This is a genomic window from Pseudomonas sp. 2822-17 (assembly GCF_002742485.1).
GTDB lineage: Bacteria > Pseudomonadota > Gammaproteobacteria > Pseudomonadales > Pseudomonadaceae > Aquipseudomonas > Aquipseudomonas cyclaminis.
On record NZ_LJRZ01000247.1, the window covers coordinates 211,030 to 230,259 of the forward strand.

At 56.7% G+C, this 19,230-nt stretch carries 18 protein-coding genes, 1 tRNA gene and 2 pseudogenes; 16 read left to right on the forward strand and 5 right to left on the reverse strand.

Annotation, left to right across the window (positions count from 1 at the left end; translation table 11 throughout):
• Nucleotides 1-208: 208 nt before the first annotated feature.
• From mgtA to AOA60_RS02720, 3 genes are all read left to right on the forward strand, one after another.
• A complete protein-coding gene (gene mgtA, locus AOA60_RS02710) occupies nt 209-2,923 on the forward strand; it encodes a magnesium-translocating P-type ATPase (RefSeq protein ID WP_099583062.1) in 2,715 nt (904 codons plus the stop codon).
• Nucleotides 2,924-2,988: 65 nt separating this feature from the next.
• Nucleotides 2,989-3,336 carry a DUF2493 domain-containing protein gene (locus AOA60_RS02715; RefSeq protein WP_099583063.1) on the forward strand — a complete coding sequence of 116 codons (348 nt, stop codon included), beginning with the start codon at nt 2,989-2,991 and terminating at the stop codon, nt 3,334-3,336.
• An 18-nt stretch (nt 3,337-3,354) separates the two neighbouring features.
• Nucleotides 3,355-4,164, forward strand: a complete 810-nt coding sequence (locus AOA60_RS02720) for a hypothetical protein (RefSeq protein ID WP_099583065.1) — start codon at nt 3,355-3,357, stop codon at nt 4,162-4,164.
• Nucleotides 4,165-4,189: 25 nt separating this feature from the next.
• Here the strand turns inward: AOA60_RS02720 and AOA60_RS33795 are convergent.
• Nucleotides 4,190-4,270 (reverse strand): annotated as a pseudogene (locus tag AOA60_RS33795) (DUF533 domain-containing protein); the annotation flags it as partial.
• A 95-nt stretch (nt 4,271-4,365) separates the two neighbouring features.
• On the opposite strand from AOA60_RS33795, the gene AOA60_RS02730 reads away from it, so the two are divergent.
• A complete protein-coding gene (locus AOA60_RS02730) occupies nt 4,366-4,893 on the forward strand; it encodes a DinB family protein (protein ID WP_099583068.1) in 528 nt (175 codons plus the stop codon).
• Nucleotides 4,894-4,895: 2 nt separating this feature from the next.
• Here AOA60_RS02730 and AOA60_RS02735 read toward each other — a convergent pair whose 3' ends face one another.
• A complete protein-coding gene (locus tag AOA60_RS02735) occupies nt 4,896-5,354 on the reverse strand; it encodes a GFA family protein (protein WP_099583070.1) in 459 nt (152 codons plus the stop codon).
• 325 nt (nt 5,355-5,679) lie between these two features.
• On the opposite strand from AOA60_RS02735, the gene AOA60_RS02740 reads away from it, so the two are divergent.
• Nucleotides 5,680-5,766, forward strand: a tRNA-Leu gene (locus AOA60_RS02740).
• Between the two features lie 253 nt (nt 5,767-6,019).
• On the opposite strand, the gene AOA60_RS02745 is transcribed toward AOA60_RS02740, so the two are convergent.
• Nucleotides 6,020-6,526 carry a hypothetical protein gene (locus tag AOA60_RS02745; RefSeq protein WP_099583071.1) on the reverse strand — a complete coding sequence of 169 codons (507 nt, stop codon included), beginning with the start codon at nt 6,524-6,526 and terminating at the stop codon, nt 6,020-6,022.
• Between the two features lie 301 nt (nt 6,527-6,827).
• Here AOA60_RS02745 and AOA60_RS02750 point away from each other — a divergent pair.
• Nucleotides 6,828-6,977: pseudogene (locus tag AOA60_RS02750) on the forward strand (DUF4224 domain-containing protein); the annotation flags it as partial.
• A 131-nt stretch (nt 6,978-7,108) separates the two neighbouring features.
• Nucleotides 7,109-8,728 carry a methyl-accepting chemotaxis protein gene (locus AOA60_RS02755; protein WP_099583072.1) on the forward strand — a complete coding sequence of 540 codons (1,620 nt, stop codon included), beginning with the start codon at nt 7,109-7,111 and terminating at the stop codon, nt 8,726-8,728.
• A gap of 68 nt (nt 8,729-8,796) precedes the next feature.
• Here the strand turns inward: AOA60_RS02755 and AOA60_RS02760 are convergent, their stop codons facing one another.
• Nucleotides 8,797-9,492, reverse strand: coding sequence for a B3/4 domain-containing protein (locus tag AOA60_RS02760; protein ID WP_099583074.1), 696 nt, complete (start codon nt 9,490-9,492; stop codon nt 8,797-8,799).
• A 162-nt stretch (nt 9,493-9,654) separates the two neighbouring features.
• Between AOA60_RS02760 and AOA60_RS02765 the strand changes: the two genes are divergently transcribed.
• Nucleotides 9,655-10,257 carry a helix-turn-helix domain-containing protein gene (locus AOA60_RS02765; RefSeq protein WP_099583076.1) on the forward strand — a complete coding sequence of 201 codons (603 nt, stop codon included), beginning with the start codon at nt 9,655-9,657 and terminating at the stop codon, nt 10,255-10,257.
• A 97-nt stretch (nt 10,258-10,354) separates the two neighbouring features.
• Here the strand turns inward: AOA60_RS02765 and AOA60_RS02770 are convergent, their stop codons facing one another.
• A complete protein-coding gene (locus AOA60_RS02770) occupies nt 10,355-10,732 on the reverse strand; it encodes a Rho termination factor N-terminal domain-containing protein (RefSeq protein ID WP_099583078.1) in 378 nt (125 codons plus the stop codon).
• A gap of 517 nt (nt 10,733-11,249) precedes the next feature.
• Here AOA60_RS02770 and AOA60_RS33800 point away from each other — a divergent pair.
• From AOA60_RS33800 to AOA60_RS02810, 8 genes are all read left to right on the forward strand, one after another.
• Complete coding sequence (locus AOA60_RS33800) at nt 11,250-11,504, forward strand: hypothetical protein (protein ID WP_099583081.1); 255 nt, start codon at nt 11,250-11,252, stop codon at nt 11,502-11,504.
• A gap of 84 nt (nt 11,505-11,588) precedes the next feature.
• The gene (locus tag AOA60_RS02780) at nt 11,589-12,350 is read left to right on the forward strand and encodes an OBAP family protein (RefSeq protein ID WP_099583083.1); all 762 of its coding nucleotides are present in this window, start codon (nt 11,589-11,591) and stop codon (nt 12,348-12,350) included.
• Nucleotides 12,351-12,615: 265 nt separating this feature from the next.
• The gene (locus AOA60_RS02785; protein ID WP_099583084.1) at nt 12,616-12,897 is read left to right on the forward strand and encodes a hypothetical protein; all 282 of its coding nucleotides are present in this window, start codon (nt 12,616-12,618) and stop codon (nt 12,895-12,897) included.
• 101 nt (nt 12,898-12,998) lie between these two features.
• Nucleotides 12,999-13,253, forward strand: coding sequence for a DUF6555 family protein (locus AOA60_RS02790; protein WP_099583086.1), 255 nt, complete (start codon nt 12,999-13,001; stop codon nt 13,251-13,253).
• Nucleotides 13,253-13,492, forward strand: a complete 240-nt coding sequence (locus AOA60_RS02795; RefSeq protein WP_099583170.1) for a hypothetical protein — start codon at nt 13,253-13,255, stop codon at nt 13,490-13,492. Before AOA60_RS02790 ends, AOA60_RS02795 begins: the two co-directional genes overlap by 1 nt.
• A 335-nt stretch (nt 13,493-13,827) precedes the next feature.
• Nucleotides 13,828-17,973 carry a CheR family methyltransferase gene (locus AOA60_RS02800; protein WP_099583087.1) on the forward strand — a complete coding sequence of 1,382 codons (4,146 nt, stop codon included), beginning with the start codon at nt 13,828-13,830 and terminating at the stop codon, nt 17,971-17,973.
• 433 nt (nt 17,974-18,406) lie between these two features.
• A complete protein-coding gene (locus tag AOA60_RS02805; RefSeq protein ID WP_027616405.1) occupies nt 18,407-18,580 on the forward strand; it encodes a general stress protein in 174 nt (57 codons plus the stop codon).
• 331 nt (nt 18,581-18,911) lie between these two features.
• On the forward strand, nt 18,912-19,196 hold the full coding sequence (locus tag AOA60_RS02810) for a general stress protein (protein WP_099583089.1): 285 nt from the start codon (nt 18,912-18,914) through the stop codon (nt 19,194-19,196).
• The last annotated feature ends 34 nt before the right edge of the window (nt 19,197-19,230 follow it).

Genomic DNA, 19,230 nt, shown 5'->3' on the forward strand with positions numbered 1-19,230 from the left:
TTAATACCCTGGAGTTCTTTATGGACTTATCCAGTCGTAGCCCGCTGCGTGTTAGTTAACTAACACGCTGTTGGCGGGCACTGTAAAAGTGATGTGAATACTTTATTTAAACCGATCGCCAAGTTGGCGGCCCGGCATGCTGTTGCTCGCCTGTAATCAGGTAAGTACCGGTATGTTTTGTCGAGGGCTGGCGACAGGAGTACAAACCATGAGCGCCGTAAAAAACACGCCACTGAACAAGAAAAAAGGCATCGACGAAGGCACCAGACTGTCGATGCGTGCCGCCCGCGAAGCCCACAACGGCCTGCAAGCCACCCTCGCCAACGTCCGTGCCACCCAGGATGGCCTGACCGAACTGGACGCCTCTGCCCGCCTGCAACGGGAAGGCTATAACGAAGTTGCCCACGACAAGCCGCCCCATGCACTCATCCAGTTCCTGCACGCACTGAACAACCCGTTCATCTACGTACTACTGACCCTGGGCGCCATCAGCTTCTTTACCGATTGCTGGCTGCCGATGCAGGCAGGTGAAGACGCTGACCCGACCAAAGTCATCATTATCATGACCATGGTCCTGCTCAGCAGCCTGCTGCGCTTCTGGCAGGAGCACCGCTCGGCCAAATCCGCCGAGGCCTTGAAAGCCATGGTCCGCACCACCGCTACCGTGCTGCGCCGTGAGCAGGTGGGCAGCCAACCGACCCTGCGCGAAGTGCCGATGCGCGACCTGGTGGCCGGCGATATCGTGCAGCTTTCGGCCGGTGACATGATCCCCGCCGACATCCGCCTGATCGAATCCCGCGATCTGTTTATCAGCCAGGCCGTGCTCACCGGCGAAGCCTTGCCGGTGGAGAAGTACGACACCCTGGGCGACGTCACGCAAAAATCCGCCGGCCCGGTGAGCGCCGATCAAGGCAACCTGCTGGACCTGCCAAACATTTGTTTCATGGGCACCAACGTGGTCAGCGGCCGGGCCAGGGCCGTGGTGGTGGCCACCGGAGCGCGTACGTATTTCGGCTCCCTGGCCAAGGCGATTGTTGGCTCACGGGTGCAGACCGCGTTCGACCGTGGAGTGAACAGCGTCAGCTGGTTGTTGATCCGGTTCATGCTGGTGATGGTGCCGATCGTGTTCTTCCTCAACGGTTTCTCCAAAGGTGACTGGGGCGACGCCTTCCTGTTTGCCCTGGCGGTGGCCGTGGGCCTCACCCCGGAAATGCTGCCGATGATCGTCAGCGCCAACCTGGCCAAGGGCGCCACGGCCATGGCCAAGCGCAAAGTGGTGGTCAAGCGCTTGAATGCGATACAGAACTTCGGCTCCATGGATGTGTTGTGCACCGACAAGACCGGCACCCTGACCCAGGACAAAATCATCCTCGAACATCACGTCAACGCCTTTGGCCAACGCGATGATGCCGTGCTGTCCCTGGCCTGGCTCAACAGCTATCACCAGAGCGGCATGAAGAACCTGATGGACCAGGCAGTGGTGCAGTTTTCAGAGCAGAATCCGAAATTCCAGGTGCCGTTTGCCTACAGCAAGGTCGATGAATTGCCCTTCGACTTCGTCCGCCGTCGCCTGTCCATCGTGGTCAAGGACGCGGCCGACGACCATCTGCTGGTGTGCAAAGGCGCGGTGGAAGAGATGCTCGGCATTGCCACCCATGTGCTGGACGCCGGCGCCGCCGTGCCATTGGATGAACGCCGCCGCGAGGAACTGCTGGCGATTGCCAACGATTACAACGAAGACGGCTTTCGGGTGCTGGTGGTGGCGACTCGCACGATCCCCAAGGCGCTGGCACGCCAGCAGTACACCACCGGCGATGAACGCAACCTGGTGATCCAGGGGTTCCTGACCTTCCTCGATCCACCCAAGGAAACCGCCGGCCCGGCGATTGCTGCACTGCAACAGATCGGCGTAGCGGTCAAAGTGCTGACCGGCGACAACGCGGTGGTCACCAGCAAGATCTGCCGTCAGGTCGGCCTTGAGCCCGGCCGGCCGCTGCTGGGGGTGGAGATCGAATTGATGGACGACGCCAGCCTGGCACGTCACGTTGAAGAACGTACGGTGTTCGCCAAGCTCACGCCGCTACAGAAGTCCCGCGTGCTCAAGGCCCTGCAAGCCAACGGCCACACCGTGGGTTTTCTCGGTGACGGCATCAACGATGCCCCGGCCCTGCGCGATGCCGACGTCGGCATCTCGGTGGACAGCGGCACCGACATCGCCAAGGAATCGGCCGACATCATCCTGCTCGAAAAGAGCCTGATGGTGCTGGAAGAAGGCGTGCTCAAGGGCCGCGAAACCTTCGGCAATATCATGAAGTACCTGAACATGACCGCCAGCTCCAACTTCGGCAATGTGTTCTCGGTGCTGGTGGCCAGTGCCTTCATCCCCTTCATGCCGATGCTGGCAATCCACTTGCTGCTGCAAAACCTGATGTACGACATCTCCCAGTTGGCGTTGCCGTGGGACAAGATGGACAAGGAATACCTGGCTCAGCCACGCAAGTGGGATGCGAAAAACATCGGTCGTTTCATGCTGTGGATCGGGCCGACCTCGTCGATCTTCGACATCACCACCTTTGCGCTGATGTGGTACGTGTTCGCCGCCAACAGCGTCGAGATGCAGACTCTGTTCCAGTCCGGCTGGTTTATCGAAGGCCTGCTTTCGCAAACCCTCGTGGTGCATATGTTGCGCACCCGCAAGATCCCGTTCTTCCAGAGCACAGCCGCCTGGCCGGTGTTGATGATGACCTGCGTGGTGATCGTGCTGGGGATCTACGTGCCGTTCTCGCCTCTGGGTACCCTGGTGGGCTTGCAACCGCTGCCGCTGGCGTACTTCCCATGGCTGGTGGGCACCTTGGTCAGCTACTGCTGCGTGGCCCAACTGATGAAAACGATCTACATCCGCCGCTTCAAGCAGTGGTACTGATCACCCCTGCCGTTTAAACGGCGGCGGTCGCCGGGCCGCCGCCGTGCCTCACAAGGAACCGGACTATGCGCATCTTGATCTGTGCAGGTCGTCATTACGCCGACACCAAGAAGTCCCGCCACGTGCTGGACGCTTACCACCGCCTGCACCCGGTGCAGGTATTGATCCACGGCGGCAACCAGTTCCTCGGCAGTGACATCGAGGAATGGGCCCGGGAAATCGGGATCGACGTGGTGCGTTACCCGCCCAACTGGCAACGCCATGGCAAGCAGGCTGAACGCCAGCGCAATCACTTCATGCTGACCGACAGCCGCCCGGATGTGGTCATCGCCCTGCCGGGTGGTGAGGACACATCGGAGCTGGTCTGCCAGGCCAAAGCCAGCGGCATTTCGGTGCTGACTGTAGAAAGCTGAACTCAAGCGAGGTGCATCATGCACACCCCACACACTCCAAAACGCCCTGACGGGTTTGCCAAATACCGTGCGCGTCACGGCCGTAATGTGCGCCACAGCCTGCTGCTGTTGCCGCCGGCTAAACGCCGTGCATTGCGGCATAACTTAATGTTTATCGGCCTGACGCTGGGCTTTATTTTGCTCATCGCCGTGATATCCAAGGCCAATGCGGCTGGCGGCGCCTATGTGGTCGATGACGGTGCTATCAACGCGCCAGGCGAATGCAACGTAGACGCCTGGTACAGCGCTTATCGCCACGACGGCAGCAGCCACAGCGAAACACTGTCGCCGGCCTGTACGTTCAGTGCAATGCCTGCGGTGCAATGGGGCGCAGCACTGTCACGTGCCAGCGGCGAAAGCCAGCTCAGCCCGCAACTCAAGGCCCAGGTGCTGTCACGGGATGATCTTGGGCTGCAGCTGGCGATTGCCGGCGGCGCGCACTTTGCCCAGGACCGCAGGCATGCGTATGACGGCGCGGATTTCAACGTCCCCCTGACGTGGCAGCCGCTGGCGCCGCTGCGCCTGAATCTGAATGCCGGCTGGACCCATGCCTATAACGACGGCGATGAAAAACACCGCCTGACCTGGGGCACCGGTTTTGAGTATCAGCCGGTGCCGATGCTGACGCTGATCGCCGAGCGTTATGGTCAGGCCGGCGGCGACCAGGCATGGCAGGCTGGGCCACGCTTGCATCTCGGGACATACGTCGATGTGGACGTTGTGGTTGGGCGCAGCCTGATCGGCGAGCGTGAACAATGGTTGACGACCGGCGCTACGTTGCGGTTCTAGGCCTTGGCCTGGTGCTCCAGACGCAGCTGGCAATCAAGGCGCGCAACACTGCATGGCTGTGGGCCTCGGCTTCGGGGCCATCAAACTGGTCGACTGTCTGGAAGGACGCGTTGGCGTAGTATTGGCGTTCAACAACCATCGCCCGCCGCTGCCGGAACACCATGACCGCCGAGCGGGCGCGCAGCCAACCAGGGAACACCCGTGAACCGAATCGAGCAGATCGCACTGATGGCGACCTATAACCAGTGGATGAACCGCAAGGTCTATGAGGCCGCCGCCAAGCTTTCAGATGCGCAGTTACGCGCGGATCGCCAGGCTTTTTTCGGCTCGATCCTGGGCACACTCAACCACCTGGTGCTGGGTGATACGGTCTGGCTCAAGCGCTTCGCCCAACACCCTGCAGGCTCTACCGCGCTGGCCCCCTTGGCGGCCATTGCCATGCCTGTCGATCTCAAGCACCTGGCCTTCGCCGACCTGAGCGCACTGGCGGCGCGCCGCACCTGGCTGGACCAACTGATCATCGACTGGGCCAACCTGTTGCGCGAGCCCGACCTCGACCTACGCCTGCACTACCACAACATGCGTGGCGTTGCCGCCGACAAGCCGTTTGCCAGCCTGCTGCTGCACTTCTTCAACCATCAGACCCACCATCGGGGCCAGGCGACGACCCTGCTGACTCAAGCCGGGGTGGATGTCGGCGACACGGACCTGCTGGCATTGATCGATTGACGTCAACGGGCACTGAACACGGCGTAGGCCTGCATCAAACGCGGGAAGTCCTGGGGTTCAGGCAGTTGCGCAAAGCTTTCGACCGCAGGGGTCGTGGCCCACGGCAGTTTTTCGCTGGTCCAGGTTTCCATAAACGGCACATACCCGCTGGCGTTATCCAGCAAGGTCGCACGCACATTGACGAACTCATCAATGCCATGGGGGCGAGTAAACAGCCAGCTCATGCAATGTGGGCACATATAATGACGGTTCGCCCCGTGCAGGCCACCGGTCATCGGGCAGCCCTGGGTCACGGTGAAGGCGCTGGCCGGGAACAACGCACTGAGGGAGAACGCGCTGGAGGTCATTTTCTGACACCCCGTGCAATGGCAGGCCATGGTGATCACAGGCGCCTCACTCACACTGAAACGCACACGACTACAGCGGCAACTGCCTTCCTGGGGCAGAGTCTGGACACTCATCACTCATTCCTTTTTATGATTAGGGGAGTGGCAGGGTAGCGTCCAGGTTTGGGCTTGAACAGGTTGGCGCCATAAACGAACGTTTGCGGATACGGCGCGTCAACCGATGCATTGACGGGCGGCCAAGGTGGCATATCGCTACGGCTGTTTGGTATGAGTCTTGTTCCCAAGCCGTGGGAATCCTCTGAATTTTCTCTTAAAGCCTCCGTAGATCACTGATCTTTCGAGCTTTTTCACCCTGGCCCGCGCACAACAAAGCTGCTGTGCGGCCTTGCGCATACGCGCCTGGATCTATATATTCCCAACCCTGCTGCATCGCGCTACCGCCCGAATGGCGAAACTGGTAGACGCATGGGACTTAAAATCCCCCGCTCGTAAGGGCGTCCCGGTTCGATTCCGGGTTCGGGCACCAAGGATATCAAGGGCTTGCCGGGGAAACCTGGGCAGGCCCTTATCTTTTCTGTTCCGCAATTCCCTTCCCCCGGCGTCCTGCCGACGAACACCACTCCCAAACCTTTCACGTCTCGACTGCTCTATGTGCATATAGCGTTTGAGTTTTCCCACTCCGCCGCCCGGGCATGGCCCGGCAAGGAATGCCGTATGACTAATGAACACCTGATGGGCCGACCAATAGTGCGGTAGCTCAGACAGGCTTTAGGCTGCTTTCAGTCGTCGAGATCCGTGAGCTCGCACATTCGCTCTCCTACCATTCCGCGCAACCACGCCCCATGAAACTCAATATTTTCGAGAGAAGTACCGTCCCCTAGACGATACCCAAAAACCTTGCCCTTCGCTCCGCGATACGCGACGTGAAAATGTCCATCATGAGCAAACGAATTCATCACATAAGGGCAAATGTAGATGATTTCGCTAAACGGGACGCGTACTTCGATGGGGCTTCGACAACGGCGGGTTATGGTGAGGGTCAGCAGTTGCTGATTTCCGTCGAACGTGAAGGCCTGCACTTGAGGCTCAGAGACAACCCAAGCAAAGAACGCACCAATGAGCACTGCACTGGCCAGCATTAACAGAATGAAGGATGACGCTGTGAGGCCTTCACCATGGTTAGGCTGCACACCATGAATGACGTCCGGCCCTGTGAAAAGGAACGTCGCAAGACCGTAGCCCGGCAAAAGCAGAAGCAGCGCAAGAGAGAATCCAAAAACACCCATACCATTGCTTCCGATAATTGGTATTTCGGGGCCGTAATACCAAATAGGCGGGTGGGCAGTACTTACCTTGCCAGCATTTGTTGCTGTGGCGTTAGCTGGACTTTGATGATTCATTTGGCCGTCTCCAAGGATGACAGCGCAGACGTTACCACTACTGCTGGACAGTCTGGAAACGGATCACGGGCCCTTCTCGTCGCGCTCCGCACTTCGATTACTCGCGTCACCACGCAATAACCTTCCCCTTCAAAGTCATCCACATCATCAAGACAGCGCGACCCACTGCGCGCGGCGGAAGGTAGGTATGGATATTCATTTTCTGTCGCACGAGGAGGTTTGCACACTCACAGGCGCAAAAACGAAAACCGGCCAGGTGCAAGTGCTAAAGCGGAACGGGATTCGCCACCCCATCAAGCGCAGCGGTTGGCCTTGCGTTATCGCCAACGCCTTAACCCAGACTGAATTTTTTCAACCGGCGCTGTGTCGGCAACCACATGACCTTTGCGGCAATATCCTTAAGGTTCCCAATTTTGGGTCGATAGCCTGTCGAACGTATCAACCACAGTTGGAAAACAGGAATCCCGAATGCGCCTTAGAAACCTCAACGTAGCACCACGCGCCGCTCTGTTTTTCGCGCTAATTATTGCGTTGGTATTTGTGCTCGGCGCATTTGCAGTTGTGCAAATGGGCAAGCTGAGGGACTCCGAAAAAGATGTCGAACTCAACTGGATGGCTAGCATCCGACAAACGGCGTTGATGGATAAAGCGACACTTCGTCTGAGGCTCGAAACACAGCGAGGCCTTGCTGACCCTCAGTCTCTTCAAAAGAATATTGAAAGCTTCCCTGGCTACCGCAAAGCGTTCATCGATGCAGTGGCGAATTATGAGCCTCTGATCGCGAGTGATAAGGAGCGTTCGTTTTATACACCGGTAAAAAACAGCGCCGATGCCTATTCCAAACAACTGGATATTCTCGAACCGTTGATGAGAAAGGGGGACATAGCGGCCGCGGTCAGTCAGGTGAGTAACAACATCCGTCCCCTGACGAATACCATGGAGCAGCAGATCAAGGAGTTGACCACCTTTAACGATGAAGGTGCGGCGAGGGCTGGGCAAAACGCGACCGACTTCTATAACAATGGCTTTTGGCTTGTTGTCGGCCTTATAACGGGCGTGGTCATCTTGACGGTTGGATTGGCATTATTACTGACAAAAAGTATCACCTCTCCGATTAACGATGCCCTGTCTGTGGCAGAGCGTATCGCGGCCAGCGACCTCTCCAAGGAAGTTTTGGTCAGCGGGACGGATGAGGTCGGGCGACTGTTGAAGGCGCTCGCGCAGATGCAGACAAACCTGCGCACTACAATTATGCAGATTTCCGATTCATCCACCCAACTGGCCTCTGCGTCAGAAGAGATGACAGCCGTAACTGAGGAGTCGAGTCGGGGTCTTGTCGCCCAAAATGACGAGGTCAATCAGGCTGCCACAGCTGTCACAGAAATGAGCGCTGCTGTTGATGAAGTCGCTCGTAACGCGGAGTCAGCTTCAGAAGAGTCAAAGCGCACCCAAGGCTATACCGAGGTAGGTTTGGCCCGAGTGGCGCAGACATTGAGCTCCATTCAAAAGCTGAACGTTAACGTTGAAAACACAAGCGAACAAATTCAAGGTTTGTCAGATCGTGCACAGAGCATCACTAAAGTTGTCGAGGTGATTCGGGCGATTGCAGAACAAACCAACCTTTTGGCTTTGAACGCTGCTATCGAGGCAGCACGCGCAGGCGAGCAAGGCCGTGGGTTTGCGGTAGTTGCTGACGAAGTAAGGGCTTTGGCCCATCGCACCCAGATATCGACTCAAGAAATCGAGCAGATGATCGCTGCCATCCAGAACGACTCTGACCTGGCTGTAAAGGCGATGAACACGAGCAAGGACCTGGCGACCGAATCACTTGGCGTTGCTCAAGAGGCCAGCACCTCGCTGGATCAAATAGCCACGGCCATCGTTCAGATCAATGAGCGTAATCTCCTGATTGCCACGGCCTCTGAAGAGCAGTCGCATGTTGCTCGTGAGGTTGACCGCAATCTGGTCAGTATTCGCGAGCTGGCAACTCAGAGTGCTGCGGGTGCCAGCCAGACAGCCAGTGCGTGTGGCGAAATGTCCAAACTGGCGGTTAACCTGAATCATTTGGTTAACAAATTCGTGGTGTGAAAAAGGGCGATTACTGAAAATCCAAGACTCAAAAGCGCTCTAGGGATGGTCAGAAAATGATCTATCGACTATCCGGCCCCAGGACCAATCAGTGAGCTTTCGATCTGGACGCCCGGCATCATTTGCTGCAACCCTTCGATGAGTTTGTCACCCGCCTCCGTCAAGGCTTCAAGCGGCATCGCCGGCAGACTCTCCAGAATGAACCACATGCTCTTCGCGTCAGCACCGAGACGGGTCCTGACGCCTTGCCGCCAATTCCAGCGACGGCAGGTCACGCCTTTGTCATCGCGCCAGACAACCTCGCCGGCATCCGGATACTCGAAAGCAGGAGCACCCTCTTTCATCGTGTCAAAAGGCTCAGTGCCATCTGCGACTACGAGCCGTGGGGAGCCCACGTAGGCCTCAATGTTTTCCCCTCCAACCGGGATGGCGTACTCGATGCTGATTGCGTTGTAGAGATCGACGATGGGATCCAGACTAGGCAAGCTGCCGTCACGTAAAACTCGTTTACGCAGCGCTTCAGCTGAACAAGGCGTGCGTTGCGGCTTGGCCCCAAACTTTCGGTATGTCTCAGCCCATGCGGCCAAATGGGCTTCTCCCCAGCTTGGCCCACCTTCCTGCACGGCCTTGCAAGCACGGTCCAGCGCGACCTGAGCCACCTCAGGATGAGCCAGTGGCGCAGCTTCCACCACGATGCTCAGAGCCCTGAACTCCGGCACCAACTGGGCAACGGCTGGATCGATTAACGGCAGTACGGACAGCATCAAAAACCTCCAGGAACCTGAATGTCATTTCATGCTAGTCATTGACGACCAGCAAAGTCAATATAATGACCAATATCCTCTACTATAACGGATGATCCGGTTGACGGAGCTGCTGATAAAGGCCGAGAATCCCAGCACATTTTTTCCTCATGACCCTCATCAATGACCACCAATACCAGCCTGTCGACTACCCCTGGCGCTGATGCTCAAGCCGTCAGCCTGGCCGTTGCGCGCACTCTCAAACAGGCGCGCAAAGCGCAGAAGATCACGCTGGATGAGCTTTCCCGCCGCGCTGGCGTGAGCAAAGGAATGGTTGTCGAAATAGAGAAATGTACGGCGAACCCCAGTATCGGCATCCTGTGCAAAATCGCCGCCGCGTTGGGCCTGTCCGTTGCAGACATCGTCAATGTGACCGAAGCCCCATCCGCCCATATCATCAACAGTCAAGACATCCCCACGCTCTGGACTGGGGATCAGGGAGGAACGGCGCGCCTTCTGGCGGGAACCTCCGGCCCGAATATGATCGAGCTGTGGCGTTGGGAAATGCACCCAGGCGAGTCTTTCGCTTCACAGGGGCATCCTCAGGGCACGCTTGAACTGTTTCATGTGGAAAAAGGCACGCTGAAATGTGTGGTAGGGGAAACAGAATTGGTCATTCCTGCGGGGAGTTCGGCAGTCGCCAAAACCGACGTCCCCCATTCCTATTCCAACGCTGGCAGATCCAAGCTGGTATTCACTATGTCTGTGACGGAGATGCACCAGTAGGTACCGGAAGTCCCAGGCAGGTTCACCGAGGCGGGCCAACGTCAATCGTTGGTCGCCCCCCCTCCCCCCATGCCATGTAGTCACTTCAGTTAAGCCCTTAGCTCACTTCATTCAGCGCGGCGATCAGTTCGCTCTTACGCATAGTCGAACGCCCGGCTATTCGGTGTTTACGAGCTTGTTCCATAAGCTCGTTTTTGCTCATATCCTCTAATCGCTGATCAGTTCGCGGGGCACCCTGTCGCGTTGCTGCGGCTCGCCGGGCTGATGATTCTCGGGCTTTAGCCTTTTTTGCTTCGGAGGTCTTCTGCCCTGAGCCCCCCTTCCTTTCGCCGCCACCTGACTGTTTATTAACGGTTCCCCAAGCACGACTCGCGGCTTCATCTTTGGGAACCCCTTTAGCCTCGTAGCTATCTTCGATATGTTTTGCTTTCCGTTTTTGGTTATCGGTGTACTTATCTTTATTCCCGCGCGGCATGATCGCGTCCTCTCAGTTGCTGAGCACATTGCGTACATTTTTGGAGCATCCAAACCCAATATTTTTATTGTCGTAAAAGGGTTTTGGCCCAACGGTTCACAACGGCCGGGCCATCAATTATTGGCTACGCTCGTCGGCCTTTCCTTCCTGCATCTGTACAGAGGACTTGGTACCGCTGGAGTTGTCTTTGGTTGCATTATCGGCGCTGTCAAAGCATCCATGAAGCATGAATACACTGCAAAAGCCCAAGCACATACTCAACTTTTTCATGATCGTTTACCTATTGGCGAGTGAGTCAATACGGCGCGAAATCTCAAAACCGATCGTCGCACCGCGCTAAACCTATTTGATTAATCTGGCCGAGAGAGCAAATCGTATGTTCAAGAAATTCGAGCCATGTCTGACGAGCGGTACCTTCCAGAAAGGAACGTCGCGCAACGCCATTATCTTGCTAGCATTTACGCCGTGGCATTCTGATCTAGGCTTGTCGTGTTTACGCATTTAATCCGGTGAACCCATGGACACGCTTACCAAAGTTGAGATTGAAACAGCCCTTTGCGCTCGCCTTCCTAACTGCGCAGTCAACTGTGCGTTCAATCCCGACGGCAGCCTTTCGGTGACCGTAACGGCGCACGACGCTGATCAGTTCACCATCGCAAATATCAATCGCGCCCACTATCACGGGGAATCGGGAATCAATAGGCTCATACGGGAAATACTGGAAGAAATGGTCATGTCGAGACAGTCTTCCAGGCGTTCATCTGTAGGGTAATAAACAGGAATTCATATGCCGGCCCCTACTGAAGCTCTTTCCCCAATCAGCTTGAGAGAAGGCAAGAGGATGGAACCCACGACAATGACTACCACGACAGCCAGAATGGCCAAATCGTTTTCCTTGGCGGCAACCTTTACCCTGCTAAGCGCCTGCGCTGGCAATGATTCCCCCTCGAATGTGGGGGCGCCAGGTAAACCGACTACGCCATCAACCCGAACCCTGGAAGCCGGTGCAGCCCTGCTCCAATCTCGTCCGCCTGTTGATGCATTGAACGCCTATCTGGACGGTTTTCACTTCTATAACGGCCATCCCGATGTGCAGATGGAAGCGCATCACTACTGCGCGGTTCTCAACGAAGAAGTGATTCAATGCGTGATCTACGACGGCAATCGCAAGGATGCAAAGTTGATGGGCGTGGAATACATCATCAGCGAGCAGTTATTCAGCACACTGCCTGCCCCTGAAAAGGCGCTTTGGCACAGCCACGTGCACGAAGTGAAATCAGGACAATTGGTCGCGCCGGGAATCCCCGAAGTGGCCGAGCACGCCTTGATGGAAAAACTGGTACATACCTACGGTAAGACCTGGCATACCTGGCATACCGATCTCCACAAACGCCTGCCGCTGGGTGCGCCGCAATTAATGATGGGGTTTACCACCGATGGCCAGGCCGACCCTCGGATGGTCGCCGAGCGAGATCAGCGAATGGGTATCGACAGCACCGAAAAGAAGAAGACTCGCGTCGATATAGTTGCCCCGCCCATCGCACCCGGTGCGGACGCATGGCAACAGGGTACCGTTATCCAGATCACCGATCCGACTGTAACGGCCCATCAGCACTGAACGCGCCACTCAGCCATTTGGATTGAACGATCATCTGCCGGCCCTTCTCTATCGCAAGACCAGCGATAGGAGGATGTCATGATGATTGATTCAGCAACCGGAATGAGTCCTGGCATCCGGCTGGCTCACCCGCACCGCCCTGCAACGGCCTCCCATTCGGCGACTTCGTCGGGCTACCTGTTTAGGCCCGCCAGCGGTGAGCGCCGAGTTGAAGCCGCATAACTGAATCGGGGGCAGCCGCCCCGTCTAATTGAGGTAAATCAGCATGTCTTACGAGTTCCAAGGTATTGCCACTGTGATTACTGCTTCGCGCCATTTGGGGACACCCTCGGATGAACGCTTTAACAACGGCGTAAACATCCTAATGAGTAGCAGCGGAAAGCCGACGATTGCGCGTTTGGACTTCGACAAGCCACTGGATTGGCCGGGTAATTCGAACTTCGTCGCGGTCAATTTGCCCGATGGCTCCACCGTGAGTGGTGTCATCGTCGATATCGAGCGGCCCACGAATGCGCCCGGGTGGGTCACGTTTACAGTAGACGACTGAGGTCGTGATGAGCGCCCAGGCTCATCCATCGAGTTGTCGGACAATTTTTTGAATCTTATTTGACGTCAAATATCTGTAATTCATGAGCATAGGGAGGTCTCATGAAACAGAACAATCTATTTACCATCGAGTATCAGCTTCACGGTGAACCGAAGTCCTTCATCGTGCGCGCAGCGCAAATGAACAATGCCGAGGCTTGGCATTGGGCCAGTTGCGATGCAGGTGTCGCCGTCATACCCAGATTTGGCCAGCACACCCTCAAGCGAGTCTCTAAACCGATGGCGGAAAAATACGGCATTACCGATGTACGTTGGAGCGGCGCGACACAGGTTCAGTGGTCGGAGGGCCTTACATGATGAACAGCCAGGCACTTGGTTATACGGAAAAACAAGCACGGGAAGATGAGGTCGCGCGAAATAACGAGATGTTTTTCGAAGCCGATCGACTGGACGCGCAAGCGTATAAAATCATTGAGTGCTACAGCGGCGATGCGCAGACGTGGGCGCGCTTCATCGAAGCGAAGAAAGTCGCAGATGCGCAACGCACCGCCGCTTACCAAGAGTGGATGCGCATTCACCGCGCCAAGCGAAAGTAGCTGACAGCCCTGTCGAAAACAGGGCCGACGCCCGGCCAAGTATCACAGCCCCTGGCTGTGGTTACTTTTGCGAGGGCGGGCCGGAAGGGTAAGTTCAGATGGATTTTGAAAAAACCGGACAACCCTTCAGGTGCGGCAGAACCATTGGTCAGTCTGAATAAACCTTCTGAAGGTGGCTGCCTCAACCGCAAGGTAAGGTTTATAGGGTTAGCGATTCGAGGCATTCTTTTGCACGCAGGTTTTCCGCTATATTTCACTTTCGGTTCAGCCCTCGCCCTCGCTTAATTTTTCCCCTCCACGCTCTTCGCGTGCGCAGTTAACCAAGGTTGGTATTTATGAAGTCTGCCCCCCTGCGGTCCCCTAACGTTCCGCAACGCAAGGATCTGATCCCCAGTGACTTGGATTTTCCGGTGGTTGGGATTGGCGCGTCTGCGGGCGGGCTGCAAGCAGTAAAAACGTTTTTCGAGCATATGCCCAAAGATTGCGGCATGGCGTTCGTGGTGATTCTGCACCTGTCTCCTGATCATCAAAGCGTGGCGGACAAGATTATCCAGGAGTCGACCCGCTTACCGGTATCACAGGTCAACGACACGACGCCCATCGAAAAGAATCAGGTGTATGTCATCTCGCCGGCTCACCATTTGAAGATGAATGATGGCTATTTAGCGGTAACCCCATCAACCCGCGAGGGCGGCTCGCACATAGCCATCGACCTGTTTTTTCGCGACTTGGCAGATGCGCATAAAGAGCGGGCGTTTTGCGTGGTCCTTTCAGGGACCGGAGCGGACGGCGCGGTGGGCCTTTCTCGAATCAAGGAGCAAGGCGGGATCACCCTGGTACAGGCCCCGGAAGATGCTGAGTTCGATGGTATGCCGCGGGCTGCCATCGAAACGCAAATGGTCGATCTCGTGCTTCCCGTGGTGGAAATGCCCCAGAAGTTGCTGGAGCTGTGGCGCAATGCTCAATCGATCATCCTGCCCACCGCCAACGATCCCGAAATCAAAACCACCCCGCCCGCATCCGAACGCGATGCAGCCGTGGCCGAGCAGCTGTTGCTGGACATCCTGATTCAGCTACGCGCCAGTACCGGGCACGACTTCAAGCATTACAAGCGCGCCACAGTGTTGCGCCGTATTGAGCGACGCTTGCAAGTAACCGCCCAGCCGGACCTGGCGGCCTATTACAACTTCCTCCAGGGGCACCCAGACGAAACCAAGGCGCTACTCGGCGATATGCTGATCGGCGTGACCAACTTCTTCCGCGACCGCGAGGCCTTCGAAGCGCTTGAGCGTGACGTGGTACCTAACCTGGTGAAGTCACTCGAAGACAGCGTGCCGCACCGTGAAGAGGTGCGCATCTGGTCGGCCGGCTGTTCCACCGGCGAAGAAGCCTACAGCCTCGCGATGCTGGTGGCCGAGCAACTGGCGCTGGATGCCAGCGGCGCCAAGATGCAGGTATTTGCCACCGATATTGACGAGCGCGCAATCACCCACGGCCGCAACGGCGTGTATCCCGAGGCGATCATCACCGACGTACCGCCGCCGCGGTTGCGCCAGTATTTTGCTAAAGAGAAAAACCAGCACTATCGGGTGCGTAAAGAAATTCGCGAGAAGGTTTTGTTCGCTAAACACAGCCTGCTGGCCGACCCGCCGTTCTCCCAGATCGACCTGATCGTGTGCCGCAATCTGTTGATCTACCTGGACCGTGAAGTGCAGCGCGACATCCTGCAGATGTTCCACTTTGCGCTGCGCCCCGGTGGCTATTTGTTCCTTGGTTCCTCGGAGTCGGCCGACGGCTGCCTGGACCTGTTTGTGCCGGTCGACAAACGAAACCGCATTTTTCGGGTGCGTGCCGGCTCCTCCCCTATGCGCCGCGTCCCGACCATGCCGCGAGGCGGCTACTTGCGCCCAAGCACCGCGTCGATCGCGATTGAAAATAAGGCCCCCAACAAAGTTTCATTCGCGGATATTCATCTGCGGGCCCTGGAAAAAGCCGCACCGCCAAGCGTTATTGTCGACATCCACGCGCAGATCCTGCACATGAGCGAAGGTGCCGGGCGCTTCCTGCGTTATGTGGCGGGTGAGATAACGCATAACCTATTGGCACTGGTTCATCCCGACCTGCGCCTCGACATCCGCACCACACTCTTTCAGGTCCAGCAATCGAACATGCCTGTGACCTCCCGCAAGATCCGCGTTCAGCGCGAGCAGGCGCTCTTCATGGTGGACATTACCGCCCGCCCCTATCGCGATGACGCGACCGAAAGCGACTATGTGCTGGTGATCTTCCAGGAAAGCCCGATCGACCTCCAACAGGCCGACTCCACCGCCGTCAGCCATGCTGAAAACGCCATCATGGGCAACCTGGAGCAGGAGCTGCAACGCACCAAGCTGCACTTGCAGGACACCATCGAACAGTCGGAAGTCTCAAGCGAAGAACTCAAGGCCTCCAACGAAGAAATGCAGGCGGTCAACGAAGAATTGCGCTCGGCCACCGAAGAACTGGAAACCAGCAAGGAAGAGCTGCAGTCGATCAATGAAGAGCTGTTGACCGTCAACTATGAACTTAAAACCAAGGTAGAAGAGACGGACAAGGTCAATGACTACCTGACCAACCTGATCGCCTCCACCGACATCGCCACCGTATTCGTCGACCGCAATATGCGCATCCGGTGGTTCACACCCCGCGCCACCGATATTTTCAGCATGCTCCCTGTGGACACTGGACGCTCGTTGATGGATATCACCCACCGCCTGGATTACCCGCAAATCACCGAAGACGCTACGACGGTGTTTGAGTCGCTGAACATGATCGAGCGGGAAATCAGCGGTAAGGACAACCGCTGGTACATCGCGCGGTTGTTGCCCTATCGCTCCAGCGAGGATCACATCGACGGTACGGTGCTGACCTTCATCGATATCACCAAGCGGCGCCAGGCCGAAGAGGAACTGCGCCTGGGCGAAGAGCGCATGCGTCTGGTGGCCGAGAGTACCCATGACTTTGCAATCATCATCCTTGATGACCACGGCGCCATCACCGACTGGAACACGGGTGCAGAACTGATCTTCGGCTACACCAAGGACGAAGTGCTGGGCGCCTATTACGACTTGATTTTTTCACCGGAGGATCGCACCGCCGGCGCACCCGAGAGCGAGCTGCGCGCGGCCCGCGAACATGGTCGCGGTGAAGATGAGCGCTGGCATGTGCGCAAGGATGGCAGTCGGTTCTACTGCAGCGGTGAGGTCACGCAGTTAAAGAGCGACAGCTTGAAGGGCTACGTCAAGATCGCCCGCGACCTGACCGGCCACAAACGCACTCAGGATGAGCAGAGCCAGCGCCTGATGGAAACCCAGACGAAGAGCCATCTCAAGGACGAGTTTTTCGCGGTGATGTCGCACGAACTCAAACATCCACTGAACCTCATCCAACTGAACGCCGAGTTACTGCGTCGCTTGCCCGCTACCAAGGCGGCGGGCCCGGCGATCAAAGCCGTGAATACGATCTGCGAGGCCGTGTCCAGCCAGGCACGGATCATTGACGACCTGCTGGATGTCGCACGGGTGCGTACGGGCAAGCTCAAGCTGAAAAGACAACGGGTTGATCTGATTCGCACGCTGAGGGAGATCCATGGCGTAGTGCTCGCCGACGGGCATCGTCGTCAGGTGACGCTGCAAACGCCTTCGGATCATGGATCCCTGATCGTCGACGTCGACCCGACGCGCATTGAGCAAGTGATCTGGAACCTGGTCAACAACGCGCTGAAATTCACTCCGGAGGGCGGTCAGGTGCAGTTGGTGCTGAGCCGCTCGGAGGGGCGCGCCCAGTTGGACGTGATCGACAGTGGCATCGGCCTGGCAGATGACAGCCTGGAGAAGATCTTTGATCTGTTCGGGCAGGCAGAAAACCAGCATCAGACGCATCAACGCGAGGGCCTTGGCATAGGCTTGTCCTTGGTACGCCAACTGGTGGAGGCTCATGAAGGCTCGGTCAGTGTTCATTCCAGGGGGCTGGGTTTTGGTTGCACCTTCTCGGTATGGCTGCCGCTGTGCGAACAACAGGATCATCTGCCACTTTCTGACGCTGAACAGGACGAGGTTGAACGCCTCCATGGCGTCAAGGTGTTGCTGGTGGATGACTCTTGCGAGGTGCTTGAAGTGCTGAATCTGCTGCTGGAGATGGAGGGCGCTCAGGTTAACGCGTTCAATGACCCAAAGACCGCGCTGGAAACAGCCCGCGATGCACAGTACGACTTGATCATTTCGGACATTGGCATGCCGAAAATGAATGGCCATGAGCTGATGCGCAAGCTGCGCGCGATAGGTCATCTGCGCCAGGTTCCCGCGATCGCCCTCACCGGTTACGGGGCCGGCAGTGACCAGAAAAAAGCGGCTGAGTCGGGCTTCACCACCCATTTGAGCAAACCGGTCGCCCACGAATCGTTGATTGTTCTGATCGAAAAATTGTGTTGCTTACGTCGCTAGTTGGGATAAGAGGATTTTCCCGTTCCGCTCAAGGAGCGGGGCTTCCTCTGCAGCCAGCCGCTGTTTCCTGTCCAGCACCGCCCCACGATCAGTCTCTTTCATACCTGTATATTTGGCATACAGCCTCTAACATTCCGTGATGTAGGTTCGGTAGTCGACCCGTGCAAGAGCTTTCAATTAAAACTACTTTTGCACACTAAGCGAAGCGGCAGCCATTGCTATTAATTTAATATCACTCCCACCCCACTTGGAGTAAAAACTTATACGAAGCGGCGCGAACACCGCGCATCTGTACAAGTTTTCTTCAGCCAAAGACCGTTCATCGTCCTTTTTAAAAAATCCCGAAACATTTCGAAGGCCGCCCTTATCGGAAACTATGTCCGTTGCAATAAACGGGCGTAAGCGAAACCTCAATTACAGTTGGAGTAGCATTATGACGACCAGTAATAAAAACCCAGGTAACTTCGCCAACGATCACGAAAAAGCGTCCGAGGCGGGAAAGAAAGGCGGCCAGGCATCTGGCGGCAACTTTGCCAATGACCGTGAAAAGGCTTCGGAAGCTGGCCGTAAAGGTGGCCAGAATAGCCATGGCGGCGGCCGCAAGTAGTAACAGCGGTCACAAGGGGGCAGCCATGCTGCCCCTTCTCTTAATAGCAGAGGAGAACTAAGCATGGGGGCATCAGCAGACTATCAGCGAAGTATTTTACCTCACAAGCCGAGCACACAAGTGCGAACTGAACCGAGGGCAAGCCTACGCGCGAACACATTGCCGTGTTACGAACATCGGCGCGTCGTCGAACTGGCTGAAGCAACTGTCGATGCGTCGCAAGCACTACCGCTGTGCGAAAGGCATTTATAACCTGAGCGACCATCAGTATTTAACTACCTGTAGATCGAGTTGAAAGATATATCACCAACATAACGACGAGATGACTGAGATGACTACTAACGACAAGCAAAATCAAATGAGCGTCAACGAAGCCGGCAAGAAAGGTGGCGAGGCAACTTCGGCTTCACATGACAAAGAGTTCTATCAGGAGATCGGAAGCAAGGGTGGCCAGAACAGCGGCGGCAATTTCAAGAATGATCCCGAGCGCGCCGCCGACGCCGGTAGCAAAGGCGGTCAGAACAGTGGCGGCAACTTTGCCAACGACCGTGAGAAAGCCTCGGAAGCTGGCCGTAAAGGCGGCCAGAACAGCCATGGTGGCGGACGCAACAGTTGATGTGCTTGATGCAGGGGAGCCGTGCTCCCCTGCC